General features: G+C 61.6%; 15 protein-coding genes. 4 read left to right on the top strand and 11 right to left on the bottom strand.

All coding sequences use genetic code 11. From position 1 onward, the window contains the following. Positions 1-15: 15 nt before the first annotated feature. Positions 16-1,056 carry a YCF48-related protein gene (locus C5F71_RS24135; protein WP_177410438.1) on the bottom strand — a complete coding sequence of 347 codons (1,041 nt, stop codon included), beginning with the start codon at positions 1,054-1,056 and terminating at the stop codon, positions 16-18. Between the two features lie 431 nt (positions 1,057-1,487). On the opposite strand from C5F71_RS24135, the gene C5F71_RS24125 reads away from it, so the two are divergent. Further along, the gene (locus C5F71_RS24125) at positions 1,488-2,603 is read left to right on the top strand and encodes a Gfo/Idh/MocA family protein (RefSeq protein WP_104912136.1); all 1,116 of its coding nucleotides are present in this window, start codon (positions 1,488-1,490) and stop codon (positions 2,601-2,603) included. Between the two features lie 351 nt (positions 2,604-2,954). On the opposite strand, the gene C5F71_RS24120 is transcribed toward C5F71_RS24125, so the two are convergent. From C5F71_RS24120 to C5F71_RS24075, 10 genes are all read right to left on the bottom strand, one after another. Beyond that, complete coding sequence (locus C5F71_RS24120) at positions 2,955-4,658, bottom strand: AMP-binding protein (RefSeq protein ID WP_104912135.1); 1,704 nt, start codon at positions 4,656-4,658, stop codon at positions 2,955-2,957. Positions 4,659-4,688: 30 nt separating this feature from the next. Continuing rightward, positions 4,689-5,987 carry an acetyl-CoA C-acetyltransferase gene (locus C5F71_RS24115; RefSeq protein WP_104912134.1) on the bottom strand — a complete coding sequence of 433 codons (1,299 nt, stop codon included), beginning with the start codon at positions 5,985-5,987 and terminating at the stop codon, positions 4,689-4,691. Next, positions 5,984-6,886 carry a MaoC/PaaZ C-terminal domain-containing protein gene (locus tag C5F71_RS24110; RefSeq protein ID WP_029292860.1) on the bottom strand — a complete coding sequence of 301 codons (903 nt, stop codon included), beginning with the start codon at positions 6,884-6,886 and terminating at the stop codon, positions 5,984-5,986. The genes C5F71_RS24115 and C5F71_RS24110 overlap by 4 nt, the downstream gene beginning before the upstream one ends. A gap of 2 nt (positions 6,887-6,888) precedes the next feature. Continuing rightward, positions 6,889-8,232, bottom strand: a complete 1,344-nt coding sequence (locus tag C5F71_RS24105) for a 3-oxoacyl-ACP reductase (RefSeq protein WP_104912133.1) — start codon at positions 8,230-8,232, stop codon at positions 6,889-6,891. A gap of 82 nt (positions 8,233-8,314) precedes the next feature. Continuing rightward, positions 8,315-10,840, bottom strand: a complete 2,526-nt coding sequence (locus tag C5F71_RS24100) for an acyl-CoA dehydrogenase (protein ID WP_104912132.1) — start codon at positions 10,838-10,840, stop codon at positions 8,315-8,317. A gap of 298 nt (positions 10,841-11,138) precedes the next feature. After that, positions 11,139-12,578: an outer membrane protein transport protein gene (locus C5F71_RS24095; protein WP_092235726.1), complete on the bottom strand. Its 1,440-nt coding sequence runs from the start codon at positions 12,576-12,578 to the stop codon at positions 11,139-11,141. A gap of 125 nt (positions 12,579-12,703) precedes the next feature. Continuing rightward, entirely contained in the window at positions 12,704-13,228 is a 525-nt protein-coding gene (gene praB / locus C5F71_RS24090) for an alkane oxidation protein activator PraB (protein ID WP_092235723.1), read from the bottom strand. A 129-nt stretch (positions 13,229-13,357) separates the two neighbouring features. Next, complete coding sequence (praA, locus tag C5F71_RS24085; RefSeq protein ID WP_029292872.1) at positions 13,358-13,852, bottom strand: alkane oxidation protein activator PraA; 495 nt, start codon at positions 13,850-13,852, stop codon at positions 13,358-13,360. 146 nt (positions 13,853-13,998) lie between these two features. Next, positions 13,999-15,276, bottom strand: coding sequence for an alkane 1-monooxygenase (locus C5F71_RS24080; RefSeq protein ID WP_070995962.1), 1,278 nt, complete (start codon positions 15,274-15,276; stop codon positions 13,999-14,001). Between the two features lie 326 nt (positions 15,277-15,602). Further along, a complete protein-coding gene (locus C5F71_RS24075; protein WP_256587999.1) occupies positions 15,603-16,601 on the bottom strand; it encodes an alpha/beta fold hydrolase in 999 nt (332 codons plus the stop codon). A 299-nt stretch (positions 16,602-16,900) separates the two neighbouring features. Between C5F71_RS24075 and C5F71_RS24070 the strand changes: the two genes are divergently transcribed. From C5F71_RS24070 to C5F71_RS24060, 3 genes are read left to right on the top strand one after another with little or no spacing between them, the layout of a single operon-like run. Then, positions 16,901-18,457 (top strand): NAD(P)/FAD-dependent oxidoreductase, encoded by a 1,557-nt coding sequence (locus tag C5F71_RS24070; RefSeq protein WP_104912130.1) that lies wholly within the window; start codon positions 16,901-16,903, stop codon positions 18,455-18,457. Then, complete coding sequence (locus tag C5F71_RS24065) at positions 18,454-19,350, top strand: SDR family oxidoreductase (RefSeq protein WP_070995959.1); 897 nt, start codon at positions 18,454-18,456, stop codon at positions 19,348-19,350. Before C5F71_RS24070 ends, C5F71_RS24065 begins: the two co-directional genes overlap by 4 nt. Next, a complete protein-coding gene (locus C5F71_RS24060) occupies positions 19,350-20,186 on the top strand; it encodes a metal-dependent hydrolase (RefSeq protein ID WP_029292881.1) in 837 nt (278 codons plus the stop codon). Before C5F71_RS24065 ends, C5F71_RS24060 begins: the two co-directional genes overlap by 1 nt. Positions 20,187-20,303 lie beyond the last annotated feature (117 nt).

Raw genomic sequence — 20,303 nt, 5'->3', positions numbered from 1 at the left:
TCTATCCCCGCCTTCTTATTGTTTTTTGCGTTCGGCGCCAGTTGGCTCGGCGACGCGTACGCCACCCTGCCCCACCAGAATCAAGTCGCCGTTGCCCGCCGCCGTCACCGCCGACAGTGAAATACGGTCCGGGCGGTTGAATACGTTGAACGTCAGGCCATCGTCGTGGCTGACCACCACGCTGCCACCGTTGCCGACCACCACCAGGGTGCCGTCATCGAGCAAGGTCGCGCCCGACAAGCCAAATTCCAGGGCGCCACGGTCGGCCTTGAGCGCCACCGGTTCCCAGGTGTCGCCAAAGTCGGTGGAGCGGAACAGGTTGCCGCGCAAGCCATAGGCCAGCAGGGTTTTGGGCTGCGCGGTGCCGATCACGCCAAACAGCGAACCCTCGTAGGGGCCTTCGAGTTTTTCCCAGGTCTGCCCCTCGTCGCTGGAGCGGAACATGCTGCCCTGCTCACCGACGATGAACAGGCCGGCATCCTTGACCTGGGCGATGGCGTTGAGGTGGTACTGGTCTTCGTTGTCGAGGCGATCGCTGACATCGGTCCAGGTCTTGCCCGCGTCGGTGGTCTCGATCAGCGCACCGTAGGCGCCCACCGCAAAGCCGTGGTTGGGGTCGTTGAAGAGTACGTCCAGCAGCGGCGCTTCACGGCTGAGGTCTTTGAACTGCTCAGTCCAGGTGGCCCCGGCATCGGTGCTGGCGAGGATCTTGGCGTCATGCCCCACCGCCCAACCGTGCTGCTCGTCGATAAAAAACACGGCCGTGAGCAGTTGCCGGGTCGGCACCTTGGCTTGCACCCAGGTGACGCCCTGATCATCGGAATAAAGGATATGCCCGCGATCACCGACCGCCACCAGGCGTTTGCCGGCGTGCACGACGTCGATCATCAGGCCTTTTTCGGCCCTTGGCGATTCAATGGCAAATACCGCAGGTTCTGCGGCTTCGGTTGCAGCCTGGGCAGCCGTCGACAACGCGACAACCCCCAGCAGCGAGAGCGCTGTAGCCAGCACCGCGACCTTGCGCGATGCGAGCGGGCGGCAAAAACCCACACCCATGACAGGCTCACTCATAGACCTTTCTCCCATTTATTATTGTTAGGTCGTAACACCTTCCAGGGTGTTCGCAGTGCGCAAACCTGCAATCTAGAGCCCCTTGAGGAAGCAGGGGCCATCCTATCGGGCTTTCGAATCGTCTGACAATCGGCGCTACGTTATCTTTTGTTAACTGAAGGCCTTTTGCCTGCTGGCTGAATATAGCCGCATTCGCCGAAATGATGACTTCGTACATTTCTCTGTAGGAGCGAGCTTGCTCGCGAAAACCCTCAGCACACCTCGGGGGGGCCTGGAGCCCCGCGTCATCGTTGGCGACCTTCGCGAGCAAGCTCGCTCCTACAAGGAGATAATATTTATATTCCACGTATTGATGATTGAGAATTTTTATTCTATTAATTGCCTTCCTGAAAATAACAATCAAAAGGACCATCGCCATGCGCGCACTTGGAATCGGCCTGATCGGTACAGGCTTCATGGGCCGTGCCCACGCACTGGCGTTCAATAACGCCCGTACGGTATTTGAATTGCCCTTCAACCTGACGCTGGCGGCCCTGGCCGATGCCGACACCGAGCGCGCGCAACGCTGCGCCAGCGCCTGGGGGTTCGCCAAGGCCCATGGCGACTGGCAACAATTGATCGATGACCCGCAAGTGGACCTGGTGGCCATCACCACCCCCAATCACCTGCACTACCCCATGGCCATGGCCGCACTGGCGGCGGGCAAGGCGGTGTATTGCGAAAAGCCCCTGGCCGTGAGCCTGGAACAGGCCGACGCGATGCGCCGCGCCGCCCGTGAGGCCGGGGTGGTGACGCGGGTCGGCTACAACTACCAGCACAACCCGATGATCGTCCTGGCGCGGCAGATGATTGAAGCGGGCGAACTGGGGCAGATCATCAGTTTCCAGGGCGAGTTCAGTGAAGACTTCATGGCCGACCCGGCCTCGCCGTGGTCATGGCGCTGTGAGGTGGGACATGCTGGCGGCGCCCTGGCGGACCTCGGTAGTCATCTGCTGGCGATGGCGCGGTATCTGGTGGGCGATATCACGCACGTTTGTGCCGACAGCCAGACGGTCCACGGTCAACGACCTGCCAGCCCTGGCAGTAGCGAGAGGCGGCCGATCGAGATCGACGACCAGGTGCATGGCTTGCTGCGCTTTGCCAACGGCGCGCGCGGGACCGTCAGCAGTAGTTGGCTAAAGCGCGGCTACAAGAACCATTTGAGTTTCGAGATCAGTGGCACCCAAGGCACGCTGGCCTTCGACCAGGAGCGCTTGAATGAGCTGCGGGTATGCCGGGCTGGCGCAGACAGTTTCCAGCGTTTACTGGCCGGCCCCGCCCTGCCCGGCTATGCCGCGTTCAGCCCGGCGGCGGGGCATCAGTTGGGGTACAACGAGTTGAAGACCCTGGAGGTGCAGGAGTTGATCATGGCACTGGCTGGGCAAGGCGCGACGGGTACTGATTTCGAGGAGGCGTGGGCAGTGGAACGGCTGGCGACAGCCATTCGCCTCGCTGCGCGGGAAGAGCGGTGGGTCAACGTGAACCAGGTCTGAATCTGCATACCCCCTGTGGGAGCGGCGGTGCGACTTGCCCGCGAAAGCGCTGGTTCAGTCACTGCTTGGGTGGCCGATGTACCGCTATCGCAGCATCGGTATCTACACAACTTTGCCGCAACACCTAAATCCAGGCAGATAGCGCAGTTGTGGCGAGCGGGCTTGCCCCGCGCTGGGCTGCGAAGCAGCCCCAATAAGCCGAATGCGTTGTACCAGATACACCGCAGCGGCTGGTTTTGGGGCTGCTTCGCAGCCCAGCGCGGGGCAAGCCCGCTCGCCACAGGGAAGATCATCAGTTTCTGAAAGTTGTGTAGATGCCTATGGCTATCGCCTGCAAGCCGGCTCCTACAGTTAGCGCAGTGCCCGGCGCAGGACCTTGCCCACGGTAGTCTTGGGCAGTTCCTCGGTGCGGAACTCGACAAACTTGGGCACCTTGTAGCCCGTCAGGTACTCCCGGCAATGGGCCAACAGTTGCTCCTGGGTCAGGTTCGGGTCGCGGCGCACTACCACAATTTTCACCTTCTCCCCGGTCACCCCATCTTCCACACCAATCGCCGCCACTTCCGCCACGCCCGGGTGCAAGGCCACCACATCCTCGATCTCATTGGGGTAAACGTTGAAGCCCGACACCAGAATCATGTCCTTCTTGCGATCCACCAGGCGGATGAAGCCCTGTGCATTCATCACCCCGATATCCCCAGTCGACAGCCAGCCCTCGGCATCCAGCACCTCGGCGGTTTCCTTGGGGCGTTGCCAGTAGCCCTGCATCACCTGCGGGCCGCGCACCTGCAGTTCGCCCTGCTCGCCAATGTCAGCCAATGCGCCGTCCTCGCGGATGAAGCGCACCCAGGTCGACGGCAATGGCACGCCGATGCTGCCGGTAAATTCCATGTCGCGCATGCGTGAGATATCGATGGGGCTGATGCTCACCACCGGCGAGCACTCCGTCAGGCCGTAACCCTCGATGATCGGCAGGCCGGTGACTTCTTTCCAGCGCTTGGCCACCGCCGTGTGGGTGGCCATGCCGCCAGCGATCACCAGGCGCAGGTCGGAAAAGTCCCGCGCACGGAACTCGGCGTTCTCCAGCAAGCCGTTGAACAATGTGTTGACCCCGGCAATCCCGTTGAAGCGCTCCTTGCGCAGGATCATCTGCACGCGCTTCACGTCCCGTGGGTTGGCGATCAGGATGTTGCGCCCGCCCAGGCACATGAACATCAGGCAATTCACCGTCAGGGAAAAGATGTGATAGAGCGGCAACAGGGTGACGTTGGTTTCTTGCTGGTCCTGATCCAGTTGATCGCCGACCCACGCCTTGGCCTGCAACAGGTTGGCGATGATATTGCGGTGGCTGAGCATCACGCCCTTGGCATCGCCGGTGGTGCCGCCGGTGTATTGCAGAAATGCAAGTTCCTCACGGGCCAGCGGTACGGGCGTGTGCGTCAGGCCCCGGCCCTGCTTGAGGGCGGTGTTGAAGCGCACCGCGCCTGGCAGGTTGAAGGCCGGCACCTGCTTTTGCACGCGACGCAGGATGAAGTTCATCGCCGCGCCCTTGAAGGTGCCGAGCAGGTCGCCGATAGCGGCAATGACCACACGTTTGACGGTGCTGCCGGCCACGACTTTTTCCAGGGTGTGGGCGAAGTTTTCGAAGATCACCACGGTCTCGGCGCCGCTGTCCTTGAGCAGGTGCTTGAGTTCGTGGGAGGTGTACAACGGGTTGACGTTGACCACCACCGCACCGGCGAGGATGGTGCCCAGCAAGCAGATCGGGTACTGCAGGCAGTTAGGCATCATCAACGCCACGCGGTCGCCCTTGCGCACACCCTGGGCCTGCAGCCAGGCGGCAAAGGCAATGCCCTGGGCCTGCCAGGCGGCGTAGGTCATTTCGGTGCCGATGCTGACGTAGGCCACACGGTCACGGTACTTGTGCAGGTGCTCCAGGAAGACCTCGCGCAACGACGGGTAGTCCTCGATGCCGGCCTCAATGTCCGTGGGCACCCCGGGCAGGTAGGCGTTCAACCAGATCCGTTCGGTTTGTTCCTGGCTCACAGCGTTCATGGCAGTCTCCTTGTTGTTGTTTTTGTACGGCTACTTTTCAACGATGGCGGTAATGCCCAGGCCGCCGGCGGCACAGATAGAAATCAGCCCGCGCCCGCCACCACGCTGGTGGATGGCCTTGGCCAGCGCCGCCAGCTGACGACCACCGGTGGCGGCAAATGGATGACCGCAGCCCAGGGAGCCGCCGTTGACGTTCATTTTGTCGCGGTCGATGGGGCCCAGCGGCGCATCCAGTCCCAGGCGCTCACGGCAGTAATCAGGGTCTTCCCAGGCCTTGAGGGTGCACAGCACCTGGGCGGCGAAGGCTTCGTGAATCTCGAAGAAATCAAAGTCGGCAAAGCTCAGGCCCTCACGCGCCAGCATGCGGGGCACCGCATAGGCTGGAGCCATCAGCAGGCCTTCGCTGCCGTCGACGAAATTCACCGCGGCGGTCTCACCGGTGCGCAGGTACGCCAACACCGGCAGGCCGCGGGCGACGGCCCATTCCTCACTGGCCAGCAGCACCACCGAGGCGCCATCGGTCAGGGGGGTGGAGTTACCGGCCGTGAGGGTGCCGTTCTGCCGGTCGTAGGCTGGGGCCAGGCTGGCGAGCTTCTCCAGGCTGGCATCGGCGCGCAGGTTGTTGTCGCGGGCCAGGCCGCGATAGGGGCTGATCAGGTCGTCGAAAAAGCCGTTTTTATACGCCGCGTCGAGGCGCTGGTGACTGCTGAGGGTCAGTTCGTCCTGGGCCAGGCGCTTAATCTGCCAGCGCTTGGCCATTTCTTCGCAGTGCTCGCCCATGGACAAGCCAGTACGCGGCTCGCCATTGCGCGGCAGCAGCGGCTTGAAAAACATCGACGGGCGCACCTGCAACAGGCTGCGCAATTTGTTGCCCGTGCCCTTGGCGCGGTTCGCCGCCAGCAGCGTACGGCGCAGGGATTCGTTGATGCCGATGGGCGCGTCGGAGGTCGTGTCGGCGCCCCCGGCAATCCCCACTTCAATCTGGCCGAGGGCGATTTTATTGGCCACCAGCAACGCCGCTTCCAGGCCGGTGCCGCAGGCTTGTTGCAGATCATAGGCCGGGGTCTCGGCAGACAGAGTGGTGGACAACAGCGACTCGCGGGCCAGGTTGAAATCCCGCGAGTGCTTGATCACCGCACCGGCGGCGAACTCGCCCAGGCGCAGGCCGTGGAGGTTGTAGCGGTCCACCAGGCCTTGCAGCGCGGCCACCAGCAAATCCTGGTTGCTGTCGTGGGCATACACCGTGTTGGAACGGGCAAACGGAATGCGGTTGCCGCCGACAATCGCCACCCGGCGCGTCGGGGCGGGGCTGAAGCTGTAGTCACTCATGGACGACTCTCATCAAAACGTGGATGCCAGATAAACAGGCCGCGCATATGGGGTTTGTCGCCGGCCGGGTTGCGCACCTCGAATGCACGGTGGGGGCCGTCTGCCGGGGCATTCCACAGGGCGACCTGGCCGGGCAGGAAGATCGGCAGCTTGAACTCGCAATGGGCCTCGGCCACGTCCAGCCCGCCTGGCGGTTGTTGCGCGGCCAGGGCGCGGCCCAAGGTCCACATGCCATGGGCGATGGCCCGGCGAAAGCCGAACAGGCGCGCACCGATCAGCGAGGTGTGGATCGGGTTGAAATCCCCCGACACCTTGGCAAAACGTCGCCCCAGATCCGCCGGCAGCACCCAGCGTTGAGTGCGCCGCAAGGCTTCTTCGGGCAAGGCCAGGCTGTCGCCCCAAGGCTCGCCCACCGGATTGGCCACATCCCGGCGCAGGTACAGGCTGTCGCTTTGCCACACCAGCTCGCCAGCGCTGTAGGCATGGGTGGCGATACTCAACGCCTGGCCCTTGGCATGGGCCACCCAGCGCTCGGCAAACACCTCCAGGCGCAGGGCCTGGCCTTCCTGCAGGCGCCGATGCTGACGAATACGATTGGCCAGATGCACCATTCCACTGGCCGGGTACGGAAAGCTCGGGCGCGTCAGCAGCATCAAGTGCAAGGGGAACGCCAGCACATGGGGATAGGACAGCGGCACGCCTTGCTCACGCCGAAAGCCACAGGCCCGGCCATAGGCGGCCATCTCATTGGCGCACAATGGCACCGCCGAGCGCACCAGGCGCTCCTTGGGCAAGCTCGGCACGCCTTCAAGCGTAGGCTTGCGCAGCGCCAGCAGGCCGTCGAGCAGCAGGCGATTGCGCGACGGTGGCGGGTCGATAATCTGCGTCACGTAGTCCATGTTCAGGCTCCCAACAGGCTTTGGCCGCACACCCGCACCACTTGGCCGTTGACCCCGCCCGAGGCCGGGTGCGCCAGCCAGGCGATGGTTTCGGCGACGTCGATGGGTTGCCCGCCCTGGGACAGGGAGTTCATGCGCCGCCCCGCTTCGCGAATCATCAGCGGGATTTTCGCGGTCATCTGGGTCTCGATAAAACCCGGTGCCACAGCATTGACCGTGACCTGCCGCGCCGCCGCCACCGGTGCCAGGCCCTGCACCAGGCCAATCACCCCGGCCTTGGACGTGGCGTAGTTGCTTTGCCCCAGATTGCCTGCGATCCCGGAGATCGACGACACACAGACAATCCGCCCACCGGCATTGAGCCCCTGCCCTTGCAGCAAGGCGTCACTCAAGTGCAACGGTGCCTGGAGGTTGACGGCCAGCACACTGCGCCAGGCCGCTTCGGTCATCTTGGCGATGGTCTTGTCGCGGGTGATCCCGGCGTTGTGCACCACCACATCAAATGCGCCGTGCTCGGCGACATAAGCCTGCAACTGCTGCACCGCATCGGCGGCGGTGATATCCAGCGCCCAGGCGTGGCCGTCGACACTGCTGGCCGCCTGCTCCAGGGATGACAACGCTTGCGGCACATCCACGCAGACCACCTGCGCGCCATCACGGGCCAGGACCTGGGCGATGGCCAGGCCGATGCCGCGGGAGGCGCCGGTGACCAGGGCGCGGCGGCCGCTCAAGGGTTTGTCCCAGTTGAGGGCAGGCGCGGTATCCACCGCTTGTTCCAGGCGCACCACCTGCCCCGAGACGTAGGCCGAACGCCGCGACAGGAAGAACCGCAGGCTGCTTTCCAGGGCCTGCTCGGCCCCCGGCGCGACATAGATCAACTGCACGGTGATCGCCCGGCGCAGTTCCTTGGCCAGGGACCGCACCAAACCCTCCAGGGCGCGCTGGGCGATCGCCTGGGGCAAGTCCTGGCAGTGTTCGGGCGCGGTGCCCAGCACCACCACCCGTGCGTGTTGCCCCAGGCGCCGGGCGTTGGCGTGGAAGAACTCGTAGAGTTCGTCCAGTTGCTTGAGGTCGACCACGGCGCTGGCGTCGAACACCGCGCCCTGGACTTTGACCGTGGACGGCGCCTTGAGCGTGGCGGCCTGGGCCGGCACGGTGTCGGTGGCCTTGAAGATGCGCCGCACTTCCTCCGCCAGGCGCCCTGCCCCGGCGATGATCACCGGGTTGGCCAAGCCCTGTTGGCCGCTACGGTGGCGCTGCAGGGGCAAGGGCTGTGGCAGGCCAATGGTCTGGGCCAGGCGACGGCCCCAGGGGGAATTAACAAAAGAGAGATAGCTGTCGCTCATAAATCGATCCGTTTTCCTGACCTGCAAACCCAATCTCCTGTGGGAGCTGGCAAGCCAGCTCCCACAGGGCGCGTGTTGGTGTTTAGTTCACCGGGGCGTTTTCACGCTTTCTGGTGCTGGGCTTGGCTGCTTGTTCCAAGGTTTGCTGGCGCTTTTGCAATGCCTCCAGCAAGCCAAAGTCCTGCGGGAAGTCGTCCACCTGGATGCCGTGGTCGGCGTACTCCACATAGCGCGCCAGCAAAGCGTCTTCATCGGCGCTGATCAGGTCCAGGGCGCGGGCCTTGATGCGCCAGGCGGTGAAGGCGGTGGTGCTGATCGGCATCGGTTCGAGGGTGCCTTGCTTGACCGCCGCCTTGAGCCGTCCTTCGATCAACTCCACCTGTGGCAACAGGCGGAACGCCAATTCGCCGTAGGCCAACTTGTCGATTTCCGGACGTGGGATGTAGGAATTGGCCAGCAAGCGGTCGCGGCTTTCGCCGGGGGTCTGCACCAGTTCGGCCACCTGGGCCAGCAAGCGATCTGACGGTTTGCGCTGGGGAATGCCAAACGGGAAGCTCAAGCCACGAATCACTGCCGCAGCCGGCTTGGAGGGGTAATTGTCGAGCACCTCGGCCAGGGCCTCATGGGCCCGCAACAGTGCGTCCTGGGCCGACCAATGCACCAGCGGCAGATCGGCCTGGGGCCGGCCATCATCCTCAAAGCGCTTGAGCACGCAGGACAGGATGTAGAGCTGGGACAGAATATCGCCCAGGCGCCCGGTGATGCTTTCTTTGCGCTTGAGCGCACCGCCCAGCACGCCCATGGAGATATCGGAAATCAACGCCAGCACCACCGACAGCCGATTGGCCTGGCGATAGTAAGGCGCCAGCGCCGGGTCGGTCTTGGCCGGCACGGCAATCAGGCGCCCGCCTGTCAGGGAATGCACTGCCGCCCGTACGGTATTGGCCAGCACAAAGCTCAGGTGACCGAACATGGCGCTGTCGAACGCCAGCAACGCCTGGCGATGATCGGTGTTGCGCGCCGCTTCCATCTCACGGAACACGTAAGGATGGCAACGGATCAGGCCCTGGCCATAGATGATCAGGCAGCGGGTCATGATGTTTGCCCCTTCCACGGTGATCGCGATAGGGCTTTGCTGATAGGCACGGGCCAGGAAGTTGTTGGGCCCCATGCAGATGCCCTTGCCGGCGACGATGTCCATGCCATCGTTGACGATGATTCGCGCACGCTCGGTGACGTGGTATTTGGCAATCGCCGAAATCACCGAAGGTTTCTCGCCAGCATCCAACGACGCCACCGATACCTTGCGCACTGCATCGCAGGCATACAAGTGCCCGGCCATGCGCGCCAATGGTGCCTGCACCCCTTCGAACTTGCCGATCGGCAGGCCGAACTGCTTGCGCATCGCCGCATAGGCCGTGGTGCCGCGTACCGCCACCTTGCCCAGGCCGACGTTGGCCGATGGCAGGGAAATCGCCCGCCCGGCCGCCAGGCATTCCATCAACATGCGCCAGCCGTTGCCCACTTGCTCTCGGCCGCCGATCACCCATTCCAGGGGAATAAACACGTCCTTGCCGGTGGTCGGGCCGTTCTGGAATACCGCATTGAGGGGCCAGTGACGGCGGCCACTGTTCACCCCGGGATGGGACGTAGGAATCAACGCGCAGGTGATGCCCAGCGAGCCGGGCTGGCCCAGCAAGCCGTTGGGGTCTTCGGCGCGAAAGGCCAGGCCCAGCACCGTGGCGATGGGCCCGAGGGTGATATAGCGCTTGTCCCAGGTCACGCTGAAACCCAGCACTTCCTGGCCTTCATGCATGCCCTTGCAGACGATGCCCAGGTCTGGAATGGCGCCAGCGTCGGAGCCGGCATAGGGGCTGGTCAGGGCAAAGCACGGAATGTCTTCGCCACGGGCTAGGCGCGGCAGGTAGTAATTGCGCTGGGCGTCGGTGCCGTAATGCAGCAACAGTTCGGCGGGGCCCAGGGAGTTGGGAACCATCACCGAAATCGCCGCCGCCGAGCAACGGGTCGACAGCTTCATCACCACCTGCGAATGGGCATAGTGGGAGAAGCCCTTGCCGCCATATTGCTTGGGAATAATCATGCCGAGGAAACCGGCGTCCTTGGTGTACTGCCAGCCTTCGGGCGACAGGTCCTGCCAGACCTGGGTGGTTTCCCAGTCGTTGGCCATGTCGCAGAGGGTTTCCACTTCGTTGTCGAGGAACGCCTGCTCTTCGGCGCTCAAGCGTGCCGGCGCGGCTTGCAGCAGGCGCTGCCAGTTGGGTTTGCCGCTGAACAGCTCGGCGTCCCACCACACGGTGCCGGACTCGATAGCGGCGCGCTCAGTGTCGGACATGGCCGGCATGATCGTGCGAAACAGGCCCAAGGCCTTGCTGGTCAACAGCGCCCGGCGCAGGGGCTTGATGCTCAGCAGCAGCGCCGGCAACACCACCAGCAGCGCCGCAACGCTCAGGCCAAACCCTGCGACCCCATTGAACAGATAGCCACCGGCCAACCAGACCAGGCCAGCCCCCAGCCACAAAGTGGCTGCCGCTTGTCGATACGCCAGGGCAGTCGCCGCAGCGAGTCCCGCCAGTAACCAGATAACCATGGAGATACCTCTACTTATTCAGGGCAACTTATTCAGGGCACGGCATGCAGGTCAGCAAGCCGGTATGGCCTGCGACTGATCACCACACTACAAACTTGAAAAGCTAAATTCAAATTTTGTTTTGAAATTTTTATTTAATCGGTTCGCGAAAAAATTCATGGCCGAACGCGTCAGCCGAAATGCCAGAAGGAGGAAGAACTCACAATGGGTCGCGTGGGCGACCCATTGGTGCACTCGGAGGTAAACCCCACAGAAAGATGCGCTGACTGTGGTTTTACCTCGGTACTACGCAGACACGTTAAAAGGCGTACGTGGCCGACAGGCTGACCACTTCACCCTTGGCCTCGGATTTGCCATCCAGCGAACCTGCGCCAAGCCGATCAACGTTCTTGGTCTTGAGCTTGACGGTTTCGACAAACTGGCGGGAATACGCGCCGTCGATGCTCAGGCCAGGAATGGCGCGGATGTTGTAGCCAAAGCCCAGGGAGGCGAAGGTGCGATCACCATCCGGGATGCGTGGGTCACGGGTGGAGTTGCGGGTTGGGGTCTGGTCGAAGGCCACACCGGCGCGCACGGTAAAATCATCCGTGAGCTTGTAGTCGCCACCGAAGGAATACATCCAGGTGTTCTTGTACTTGTACGGGATCGACACGATGGTGCTGCCATTGGACTTCAAGGTCAGCGCCTCGAAGGACGACCATTGGGTCCAGGTCACGCTGGCGCCCAGGGTCAGGCGGTCAGAGAAGTCGTGCACCCAGTCCAGGGACGCGTTGGCAGGGATATCCAGTTGCGTGGAGGCCTTGGCGCCGCCGGGAAACAACTGCAGCCCAGGGTAAGCCATCTCAACCAGGGTTTTACCATCGACCATCGGAGTGGTCATCAGTGCTACCGACCCTGGATCGGCGTGCATATTGTATTTGCCCTCCAGCTTGTTCTTGATCTTGGCGTGGTAGTTCAAACCCAGGGTGTCTTGCGCCGTGGGCTTCCAGGTCATCCCCGCAAACCAACCCAGGGAGTTATTGTCAACCTTGACACGCATCAAGGCGAAACCTTGGCCGGCCGGGAACGGAATCATCCCAAAGTCCGGCGACTGCGCAGCAGCGGCATAGAGGTCGACGTTCTGACTCACAAAACCTTTGGTGTGCTGGAGAATCGCACCGCCACCGATGGAAAACTCATCATTGACCTTGAACGACAGCGAGCCGGTAAGGCCCACGGTTTCGATGCGAGTGTCCACCGCAAAGTCGCGGCCTTTCCAATCCTGGTCGTACGTGGTGCGGGCACCCATCGGCACCACCTGGCTCAGACCAAAGGCAAAACGGTCATTGATCGGGATCACCATAAAACCCGTAGGCACCCAAGCCTCGAAACCCGCCTGACCACCGTTACCGGTACGATCGTGGTAAATCGGACTGTAGTTTTCGTCAAGGGTCGTGTCGGACATCGGACGGCCAGAATAGTCGTAGGCCGATCCTTTGTATTTGATATCGATATTTGCGTAGTTGATGGTGAACTGCGAGATGGTCTTGTCAATAAAGGCCATTGCAGCAGGGTTGTTGTAGGCCGCTGAAGGGTCGTTCTTGAACATCGAACCACCACCGAATGCCCGGCCCCAACCAGCAGTGTTAGCGGTAGGAGTCATGAAGCCGCCTGCCTGGACCGAGCCTGCAGTCGCCATCAGCCCACTCAACAATGCCAGGCCGAGAAACGCTTGCGCCTGTTGTTTCTTATTATTCATGCCCCACTCCTTATTGTTTTTATCCGTCTCGACCGGTCAAACCGGTCGGACTTGCTTCAACAGGCGCCTCTAACGAGGCGCCTGCCTTTTTCTGGGTGATCAGCCCTTTTGGAGCAGTTCCTGCATCAAGGAACGATAGTGACCCCGGTAGCACCAACATTCAGCTTCACGACGGTGCAACTACCAGACAGCGGTTGATTATTCGCAGTCAATGTGATGCTTGGCGACGGTGCCGGAGTCGATGACAACAGCACGTCAATGGAGGAAGGGCCACAGTTGGTTGGCGGCGGGAAGCCCGGAGTGACGATCTTGTAGCCAACGTTGTGAGCCTTGCCAGTCGTCGCGGTGAGAGGCTCCAGCAACCAAGGCAATCCGGTGATCTGAGGCAGATCGCACAAAGAACTGGTGCCTTGAGAGATGGTGACCTTGGTGATATCCGCCTTGCCATCTGCACGGACCTTGCCTTCGAAAACAGCCTTACAGGTCACCGAGTTCTGGAACGAAGAAGGAGACTTAACCTCAATACTCCCAGTAGCCCCTGTAACGAACGTCGCTCCAACTGGACTAAAAGATGCCGCACTGGCCATCGAAGCCGCGCCAAAGCACAGAGCAAACGAACTTACACAAACGAGGGTTTTGAAACTTTTCATTATTTTTCCTCACATGTATGGCGAGTCATTTCGCCGGGGTAATGGCCATGATCGAGAGGTCACGGAGAAACAGCAGAACTTCCCTTTCCAGCCAAATTTCAATGCAATTACCGCTACAACTTCGGGTGATTACTCGACGACTTTGAAAGTCGGCGGCATCTTGATCGACACGCTCTTGATCTTGCAGTCTTCGCCAATCGGCACATTGGCCGCCTCCAACTTGCCGGTGGCGTTATCCCAGGTGCCTTCGGCGGTGGATGGGCCGCACTTGCCGCCCAGGCCAAAGGCGTGCACGTCGACGCTGATCTTCGACATAGAGCCGCTGGTGGTGTCCTTGGCCACCAGGATCCACGGCAAGTTGATGGCTTCGACGCGGCTGCACTTGAGGCCGCCGTCGAACTCGACCTTGTCGACATTGACTTGCGAACCATCGGCCGCAACCTTGCCGGCCACTTTGATGGTGCAATCGGCGCTGATCAGCGCGCCCTTGGAAAAGCTGATGGGGCCCTGGGCAGTGAAGGCGCTGCCGGCGGGTTCGATGCGTGCCGCCTGGGCCTGGTGATAGGCGATAAGGCCCAGTGCAGCGAGCACGATATGCGTAGTGAACTTGGCAGGTTTTTGCATGGTGTACGTCCTTCCCTTGATTTTATTTTTGTTAGGGTCAAACAACTTTCTTGCAACCAAGCAGCACTCGAAACCGGTAAACCGTGGGCGATGAAAACCTGCGCGATACACAGATCCCGAGTGCGCCTTACAACAGTTGATTCACATTAGAAGGTGCTGGTCTTGCCGTACTTCTCCAGTATCTTCAAGCGTTTGGATGGCTGGATATTGGCCAGGGTGACATCCCCCGAGTAGTGCCGCAGTACCCGATGATCCATGCGCCGGCGCCACAAGTAAGGGATGTAGGCCCAGACAATCATGCTGGCGTAGCCGTAGGGCAGTTGCGGCGATTCATCAAAGTGGCGCAGCGACTGATAACTGCGGGTCGGGTTGGCATGGTGATCGGAGTGGCGCTGCAACTGGAACAGAAAGATATTGGTGACAATACGGTTACTGTTCCAGGAGTGGCGCGGCGAACACCGCTCATAACGACCATTGGGCAACTTCTGGCGTTTAAGGCCGTAGTGTTCGACATAGTTCACTACTTCCAGCAACGAGAAGCCGTAGATGCCCTGTATCACCAAAAAGGGAATCACGGCCACACCCAGCCAGGCGATCATTGCGCCCCACAACACCACGCTGTACATCCAGGCGCTGAGCACGCCGTTCTTCCAGTGCCAGGCCGGCAGGCCGAGCTTGCGCAGGCGTTCGCGTTCCAGGTTCCAGGCCGAGCGCGCGCTGAACCACACCGAGCGCGGCAGGAACGCCCAGAAGCTCTCCCCCAGCCGGGAGCTGGCCGGGTCTTCCGGGGTGGCGACGCGTACGTGATGGCCACGGTTGTGTTCGGTATAGAAGTGCCCGTAGAAGGTTGGCGCCAGGGTGATCTTGGCCAGCACGATCTCCAGCAGGCGCGGCTTGTGCCCCAGTTCATGGGCAGTGTTGATCGCGATGCCGGTGGCGGCGCCGGTGGACATGGCCATGCCCAGGTAGGTGAACCAACTGACATCACCGTGCAGTTGCACCCGGGCCGTCAGGAAGCTGGCGGTTTGCGCCATCCAGCTCGATGGGTCCATGGACGCCGTGAGTTGCAGCAGCCCACCGTTGATCATCCAGTCGATGCCGCTGACAGCCAGCCAACCGGTAATCACCAGGGAGGAGATAACAAGCAACACGCCGGTGTAGACGATCCAGCGGTAGTACTTCTGCGATTCAAGGCCGCTGACCGCAGATTCCGGCGGGTTGCTGACGTCTTCGCCGAGCAGGCCATCAATCAGCGGAATCAGGCCGAAAATCACCAGCACACCCACCCACCACAGTTCTTGTACACCGGTGGTGATGGCCAGCGCGCCGGACAATAGCGGGGTTGCCAAAGGCATGATGCCGAGCCACCACAGGTGGCGCTTACCGTCGGTCCAGACGTGCGGGGCTGCCAGGGTCTGATTCATGGCAGCCTCCGGGCGCACTGCGCGGCAGGGAGGGAGAGCGAAGCAAAAGAGGCAGACAACAGATTCAGGCGGCACTGAAAGCCACTTGAAATCAACCATGCGATAAAAGGCGTTTTTTTCATTATTTTATTCGCTCTTAGGCATTTCAAAAATCATTTCAAAATAAATATTGAAATATTTTTTTAAATAAATAGCGCGGAACCGTTAGGTCGTCAACTACTTTTTCGAAGCCTTTTCTACGTGACCGGGCAGTCTCTTTTTCATCCATTCGGTCAGGTGTCTAGGGCAAGCGTTACCGACTCTCGACCACGCCGCGGGATGCACGATTATTTACTCGCCAGTGCAAATGGCGGGTGCAGAACGGTGGCGCTTTCTACCGGCTTGCTGCGCTTGGCCACCTGCTCCACCAGGGCCGCCACGCGCTCGGTGGCGGTGATTGGCAGCATGTGGCCGCGGCCTTCGATCACCTGCATTTTGAGCCCCGGCACCTTGTCTGCCAGGGCCTGGCCGTGTTTGCGAAAGTCCAGCACCTTGTCCCGCGAACCATAGATCAGGCCGATGGGCAGGCGCAGTTGGGGGTAGCGCTTGACCATATCTGGCAGGTAATCATTGACCAGGCCGATTTCGGTGGAGGCGGCATAGAAGTTGTCAGGGCGCATCCCCAGCATCCCGCCGCCACGGGTGGCGAAGTCGGCCGGTGCCGGGTCGGGGGCGAACACTGCCTTGACCACTGCGCCGCTGGTGAGCATGCCGATGGGCACCGTCAGCGTGCGCGACACCCAGCGCCGCAGCCAGGCCGGGCGCACGGCCAGAGAGAGAAACACCAGGGGGATCATGCGTTGGGGGTGGGTCAATGGCGCCACCAGCACCAGCCCGGACACCGTATGGGGATGATCCAGGGCCAATGCCAGGGAAATCGCCCCGCCCAAGGAATGCCCCAGCACCAGGGGCTGGCCCAGGTCCAGGGTCTGGATAAAGGTCGCCACTTGCCGGGCCTGGCTTTGCAGGTCGGCACCGGTGCCTTTATGCCGGGTGGAATAGCCTGAGCCGGGGCGGTCCAGGGTGATCACCCGAAAGTGCTCGCGCAATTGGGCAGACAAGGCATAAGTCAGGTTGCGACTGCTGCCCATCAGGCCGTGGATCATCACCAGCGGCGGCCCCTTGCCCTCCTCTACATAATGAAAGCGCTCGCCATCGACCTCCAGAAAGCGCCCGTTACTTGGAACAGCCACTTCGATACGGCGCGTCATCCAGGCACTCAAGCCCCACAACGCCGCACTCGCAGCTATAAACACACCCGCAGCGACAACCCATTCGACAGCCATAGCTCGGTCCTCGGCTTCCCTGCTGCTGGCGATCCGACCGGTATTGGTCAAGACCTCAGCCATCGTCCACACCCTGGACTTCAACTGCGTGCGCAAAGGCTCGTCCGTCGGACAAATCGCACATAAAGGACAAGGTTCTAGCGTAGGCGATATTTTCAGGTAGATTATTTAAAATCTTTTTTAAAATAATAAATTCAATTTTTCTTTGCAATGGTGTTCTATCTAAAAGCCAAAAACAAAAAAGGAGCACATCCGATGTCAAAACCCGTAAGGCGCCCACAGCCCACGAGGGACACCCTATGAATGCCTCTACCCAGCCGGGCGGCCCGGCAGATTGTGTGGATATCGCGATCATTGGCTCAGGCTTTGCCGGCCTGTGCATGGCGATCAAACTCAAGCAAGCCGGGCTCGACGACTTCTTCATTGCCGAACAGGCCGATTCCCTGGGCGGCACCTGGCGCGACAACCACTACCCGGGTTGCGCCTGCGATGTGCAATCCCATGTCTACTCGTTTTCGTTTGCGCCCAACCCCGACTGGACCCGCCAGTTCGCCCCCCAGGCGGAAATCCGCGCCTACCTGGAACACTGTGCACAGCGCTTCGAGCTGGCGCCGTACCTGCGTTTTGGCATGGGCCTTACACGGGCGGTGTTCGATGAGCAACTGCAACGCTGGCAATTGCAGTTCAGCAATGGCCGCCACGTCAGTGCGCGGGTGCTGGTGTCGGGGATGGGCGGCCTGTCGCGCCCGGCGCTGCCGGATATCGCGGGGCTGGACAGCTTCAAGGGCAAGCGCTTTCACTCCCAGCAGTGGGACCACGACTATTCGTTGAAGGGCAAGCGCGTGGCGGTTATTGGCACCGGCGCCAGCGCCATCCAGTTCGTGCCGCAGATCGCCCCGCAGGTGGCGCACCTGGACCTGTTCCAGCGCACCCCGCCGTGGATCATGCCCAAGCCGGACCGGCCCATTTCACGGGTCGAACGCTGGGCTTTCAAACACTTGCCGTTTACCCAACGGCTGGTGCGCGGGGCCTTTTACTGGGCCTTGGAAGGTCGGGTGGTTGGGTTTGCGCTGCACCCAAGGCTGATGAAAATGGTGCAGAAAATCGCCCTGCGCCATCTGCACAAACAAGTGGCGCGCCCTTCCCTGCGCAAGATCCTGCGGCCGGACTACACCATTGGCTGCAAGCGCGTGCTGATTTCCAACGACTACTACCCGGCGCTGTCGCGCAGCAATGTCGCGGTGGTCACCGACAACGTGCTGCGGATCGAAGCCGACGGGGTCGTCACCGCCGATGGCATCAAGCACCCGGCTGACTGCCTGATCTTCGGCACCGGGTTCCAGGCCAGCGATCCCCTGCCCCGCGACTGCATCATCGGGCGCGATGGTATCGACCTGATGGACACCTGGCGCGATGGCGCCCATGCGTACAAGGGCACTACCGTGCCGGGTTATCCGAACCTGTTCCTGATCGTCGGGCCCAACACCGGGCTGGGCCACAACTCGATGATTCTGATGATCGAGGCGCAAGTCACCTACATCCTCGATGCCCTGCAACAGATGCGTCGCCAGCAAATTGCCACGGTGGACGTCAAGCCGGCGGTGGAACGCGCCTACAACCTGAAAATCCAGGAAAAGCTCCAGGGCACCATCTGGAACACCGGTGGCTGCCGCAGTTGGTACCTCGACCCGCGCACCGGCAAAAACACCACGCTGTGGCCCGGTTCGACCTGGCGCTTCAAGCAGGTCACCCGCCAGTTCGCCCTGGGCGACTATCAAGTCACGCCACTGGTGACTGGCACTGCGCAGCGCCCCCTCGCGCAACCCCATGCCACCGCAGAAGGAAGCCTGTCATGAAGTCATTCAATGGTCGCGTGGCGGCCATCACCGGTGCCGCGTCCGGCATGGGCCGCGCCTTGGCCCTGGCCCTGGCGCGCGAGGGGTGCCACTTGGCCCTGGCAGACAAAAACCAGGCCGGCCTGCAACAAACCGTGGAGCTGATCCAGCGCAGCAGCCTGGCGCCGATCCGCGTGACCGCACGAGAGGTGGATGTTGCCGACCGCCAGGCCATGGAGGATTGGGCCGCCAGTTGTGCGGCCGAGCATGGCCAGGTCAATTTGATTTTCAACAATGCCGGGGTGGCCCTGTCGAGTACGGTGGAAGGTGTGGACTACGCCGACCTTGAGTGGATCGTCGGCATCAACTTCTGGGGTGTGGTCTACGGCACCAAGGCGTTCCTGCCGTACCTCAAGGCCAGCGGCGACGGGCATGTGGTCAACACGTCCAGCGTCTTCGGCCTGTTCGCCCAGCCTGGCATGAGCGGCTACAACGCCACCAAGTTCGCGGTGCGCGGCTTCACCGAATCGTTGCGCCAGGAGCTGGATCTGCAACGCAGCGGCGTCTCGGCCACCTGCGTGCATCCTGGCGGGATCCGTACCGATATCTGCCGCAGCAGCCGGATCGACGCGAACATGACCGGGTTCTTGATCCATAGCGAACAACAGGCCCGCGCCGACTTCGAGAAGCTGTTTATCACCGACGCCGACCAGGCCGCCAAGGTGATCCTGCAAGGCGTGCGCAAAAACAAGCGCCGCGTGCTGATCGGCCGCGACGCCTACGCCCTGGACTTGCTTGCACGCTGGTTGCCGGCGGCTTATCAGGCGTTGGTGGTGTTCGCCAGCCGGCGCATGGCACCGAAAAAGCGCAAGGCACCGCTGCCCAACCCCATCACAGAACAGGAGTCGCCATAATGTTGCCCATTCGCCGCGACCTGCATTTTGCCCTGCCCGCCGAACGCATCAAGGATTGGCACGAGCAAGGCCCTTTCATCACGCATTTCTTCAATGCCCTGTCGCTGCTGTTTCCCCAGGGCGAGCTGTTCTTCATGGACAGCGTGCGCCACTATCGCCAGCGCATCGACGACCCGGCGTTAAAGAAGGAAATCCAGGGGTTTATTGGCCAGGAAGCCATGCACAGCCGTGAGCACGTGGCCTACAACGAGCTGCTGCAAGCCGCGGGGTTGCCCGCCCACCTGCTTGACCGGCGGTTGAAATTCATCCTCGACCTGCAAAAGAAGCACTTGCCGCCGTCCTTCAACCTGGCAGTGACCATCGCCCTGGAGCATTACACGGCGATGCTCGCGGAAATCCTCCTCAGCGACCCCACGCGCTTTGGGGATTCGCTCAAGGGCTACCAGCAGATGTGGTATTGGCACGCCCTTGAGGAAACGGAACATAAGGCCGTGGCCTTTGATGTGTGGAACCGCGTGATCAAGCCGGGGCCCAAGCGTTACCTGCTGCGCACCGGGACCATGCTGTTCACCACGGTGTTTTTCTGGTTGGTGGTGTTTGATTTCCACCTGCGCCTACTGATCGCCGACCGCCGCGCGGGTGGCCATCTGAAAGGGTTCTGGCGGATGTTGAAATTTCTCTACGGCGCCAGGGGCGTATTCCCGCGCATGGCGCGGCCTTGGCTGCATTACTTCAAGCCGGGGTTTCATCCCTGGGATCACGACAACCGCGCGCGGCTGGAAGGGATCGATAAGCTGGTCGAAGAGATAGAGCGCACCAACAGCGCCTATACCTGACCTGTGGTGAAGGGGCTTTTGTGGCGAGGGGGCACCCCCGCTGGGTGCGCAGCAGCCCCAAATCCTGCCACCTCGGGGTGTCTGGTGGAGCATGGTGAGGGGGTTGGGGTGGCTTTG

It is taken from the genome of Pseudomonas sp. LG1D9 (assembly GCF_002949995.1).
Classification (GTDB): domain Bacteria; phylum Pseudomonadota; class Gammaproteobacteria; order Pseudomonadales; family Pseudomonadaceae; genus Aquipseudomonas; species Aquipseudomonas proteolytica.
This window is presented reverse-complemented; position numbering and strand designations above follow the sequence as displayed.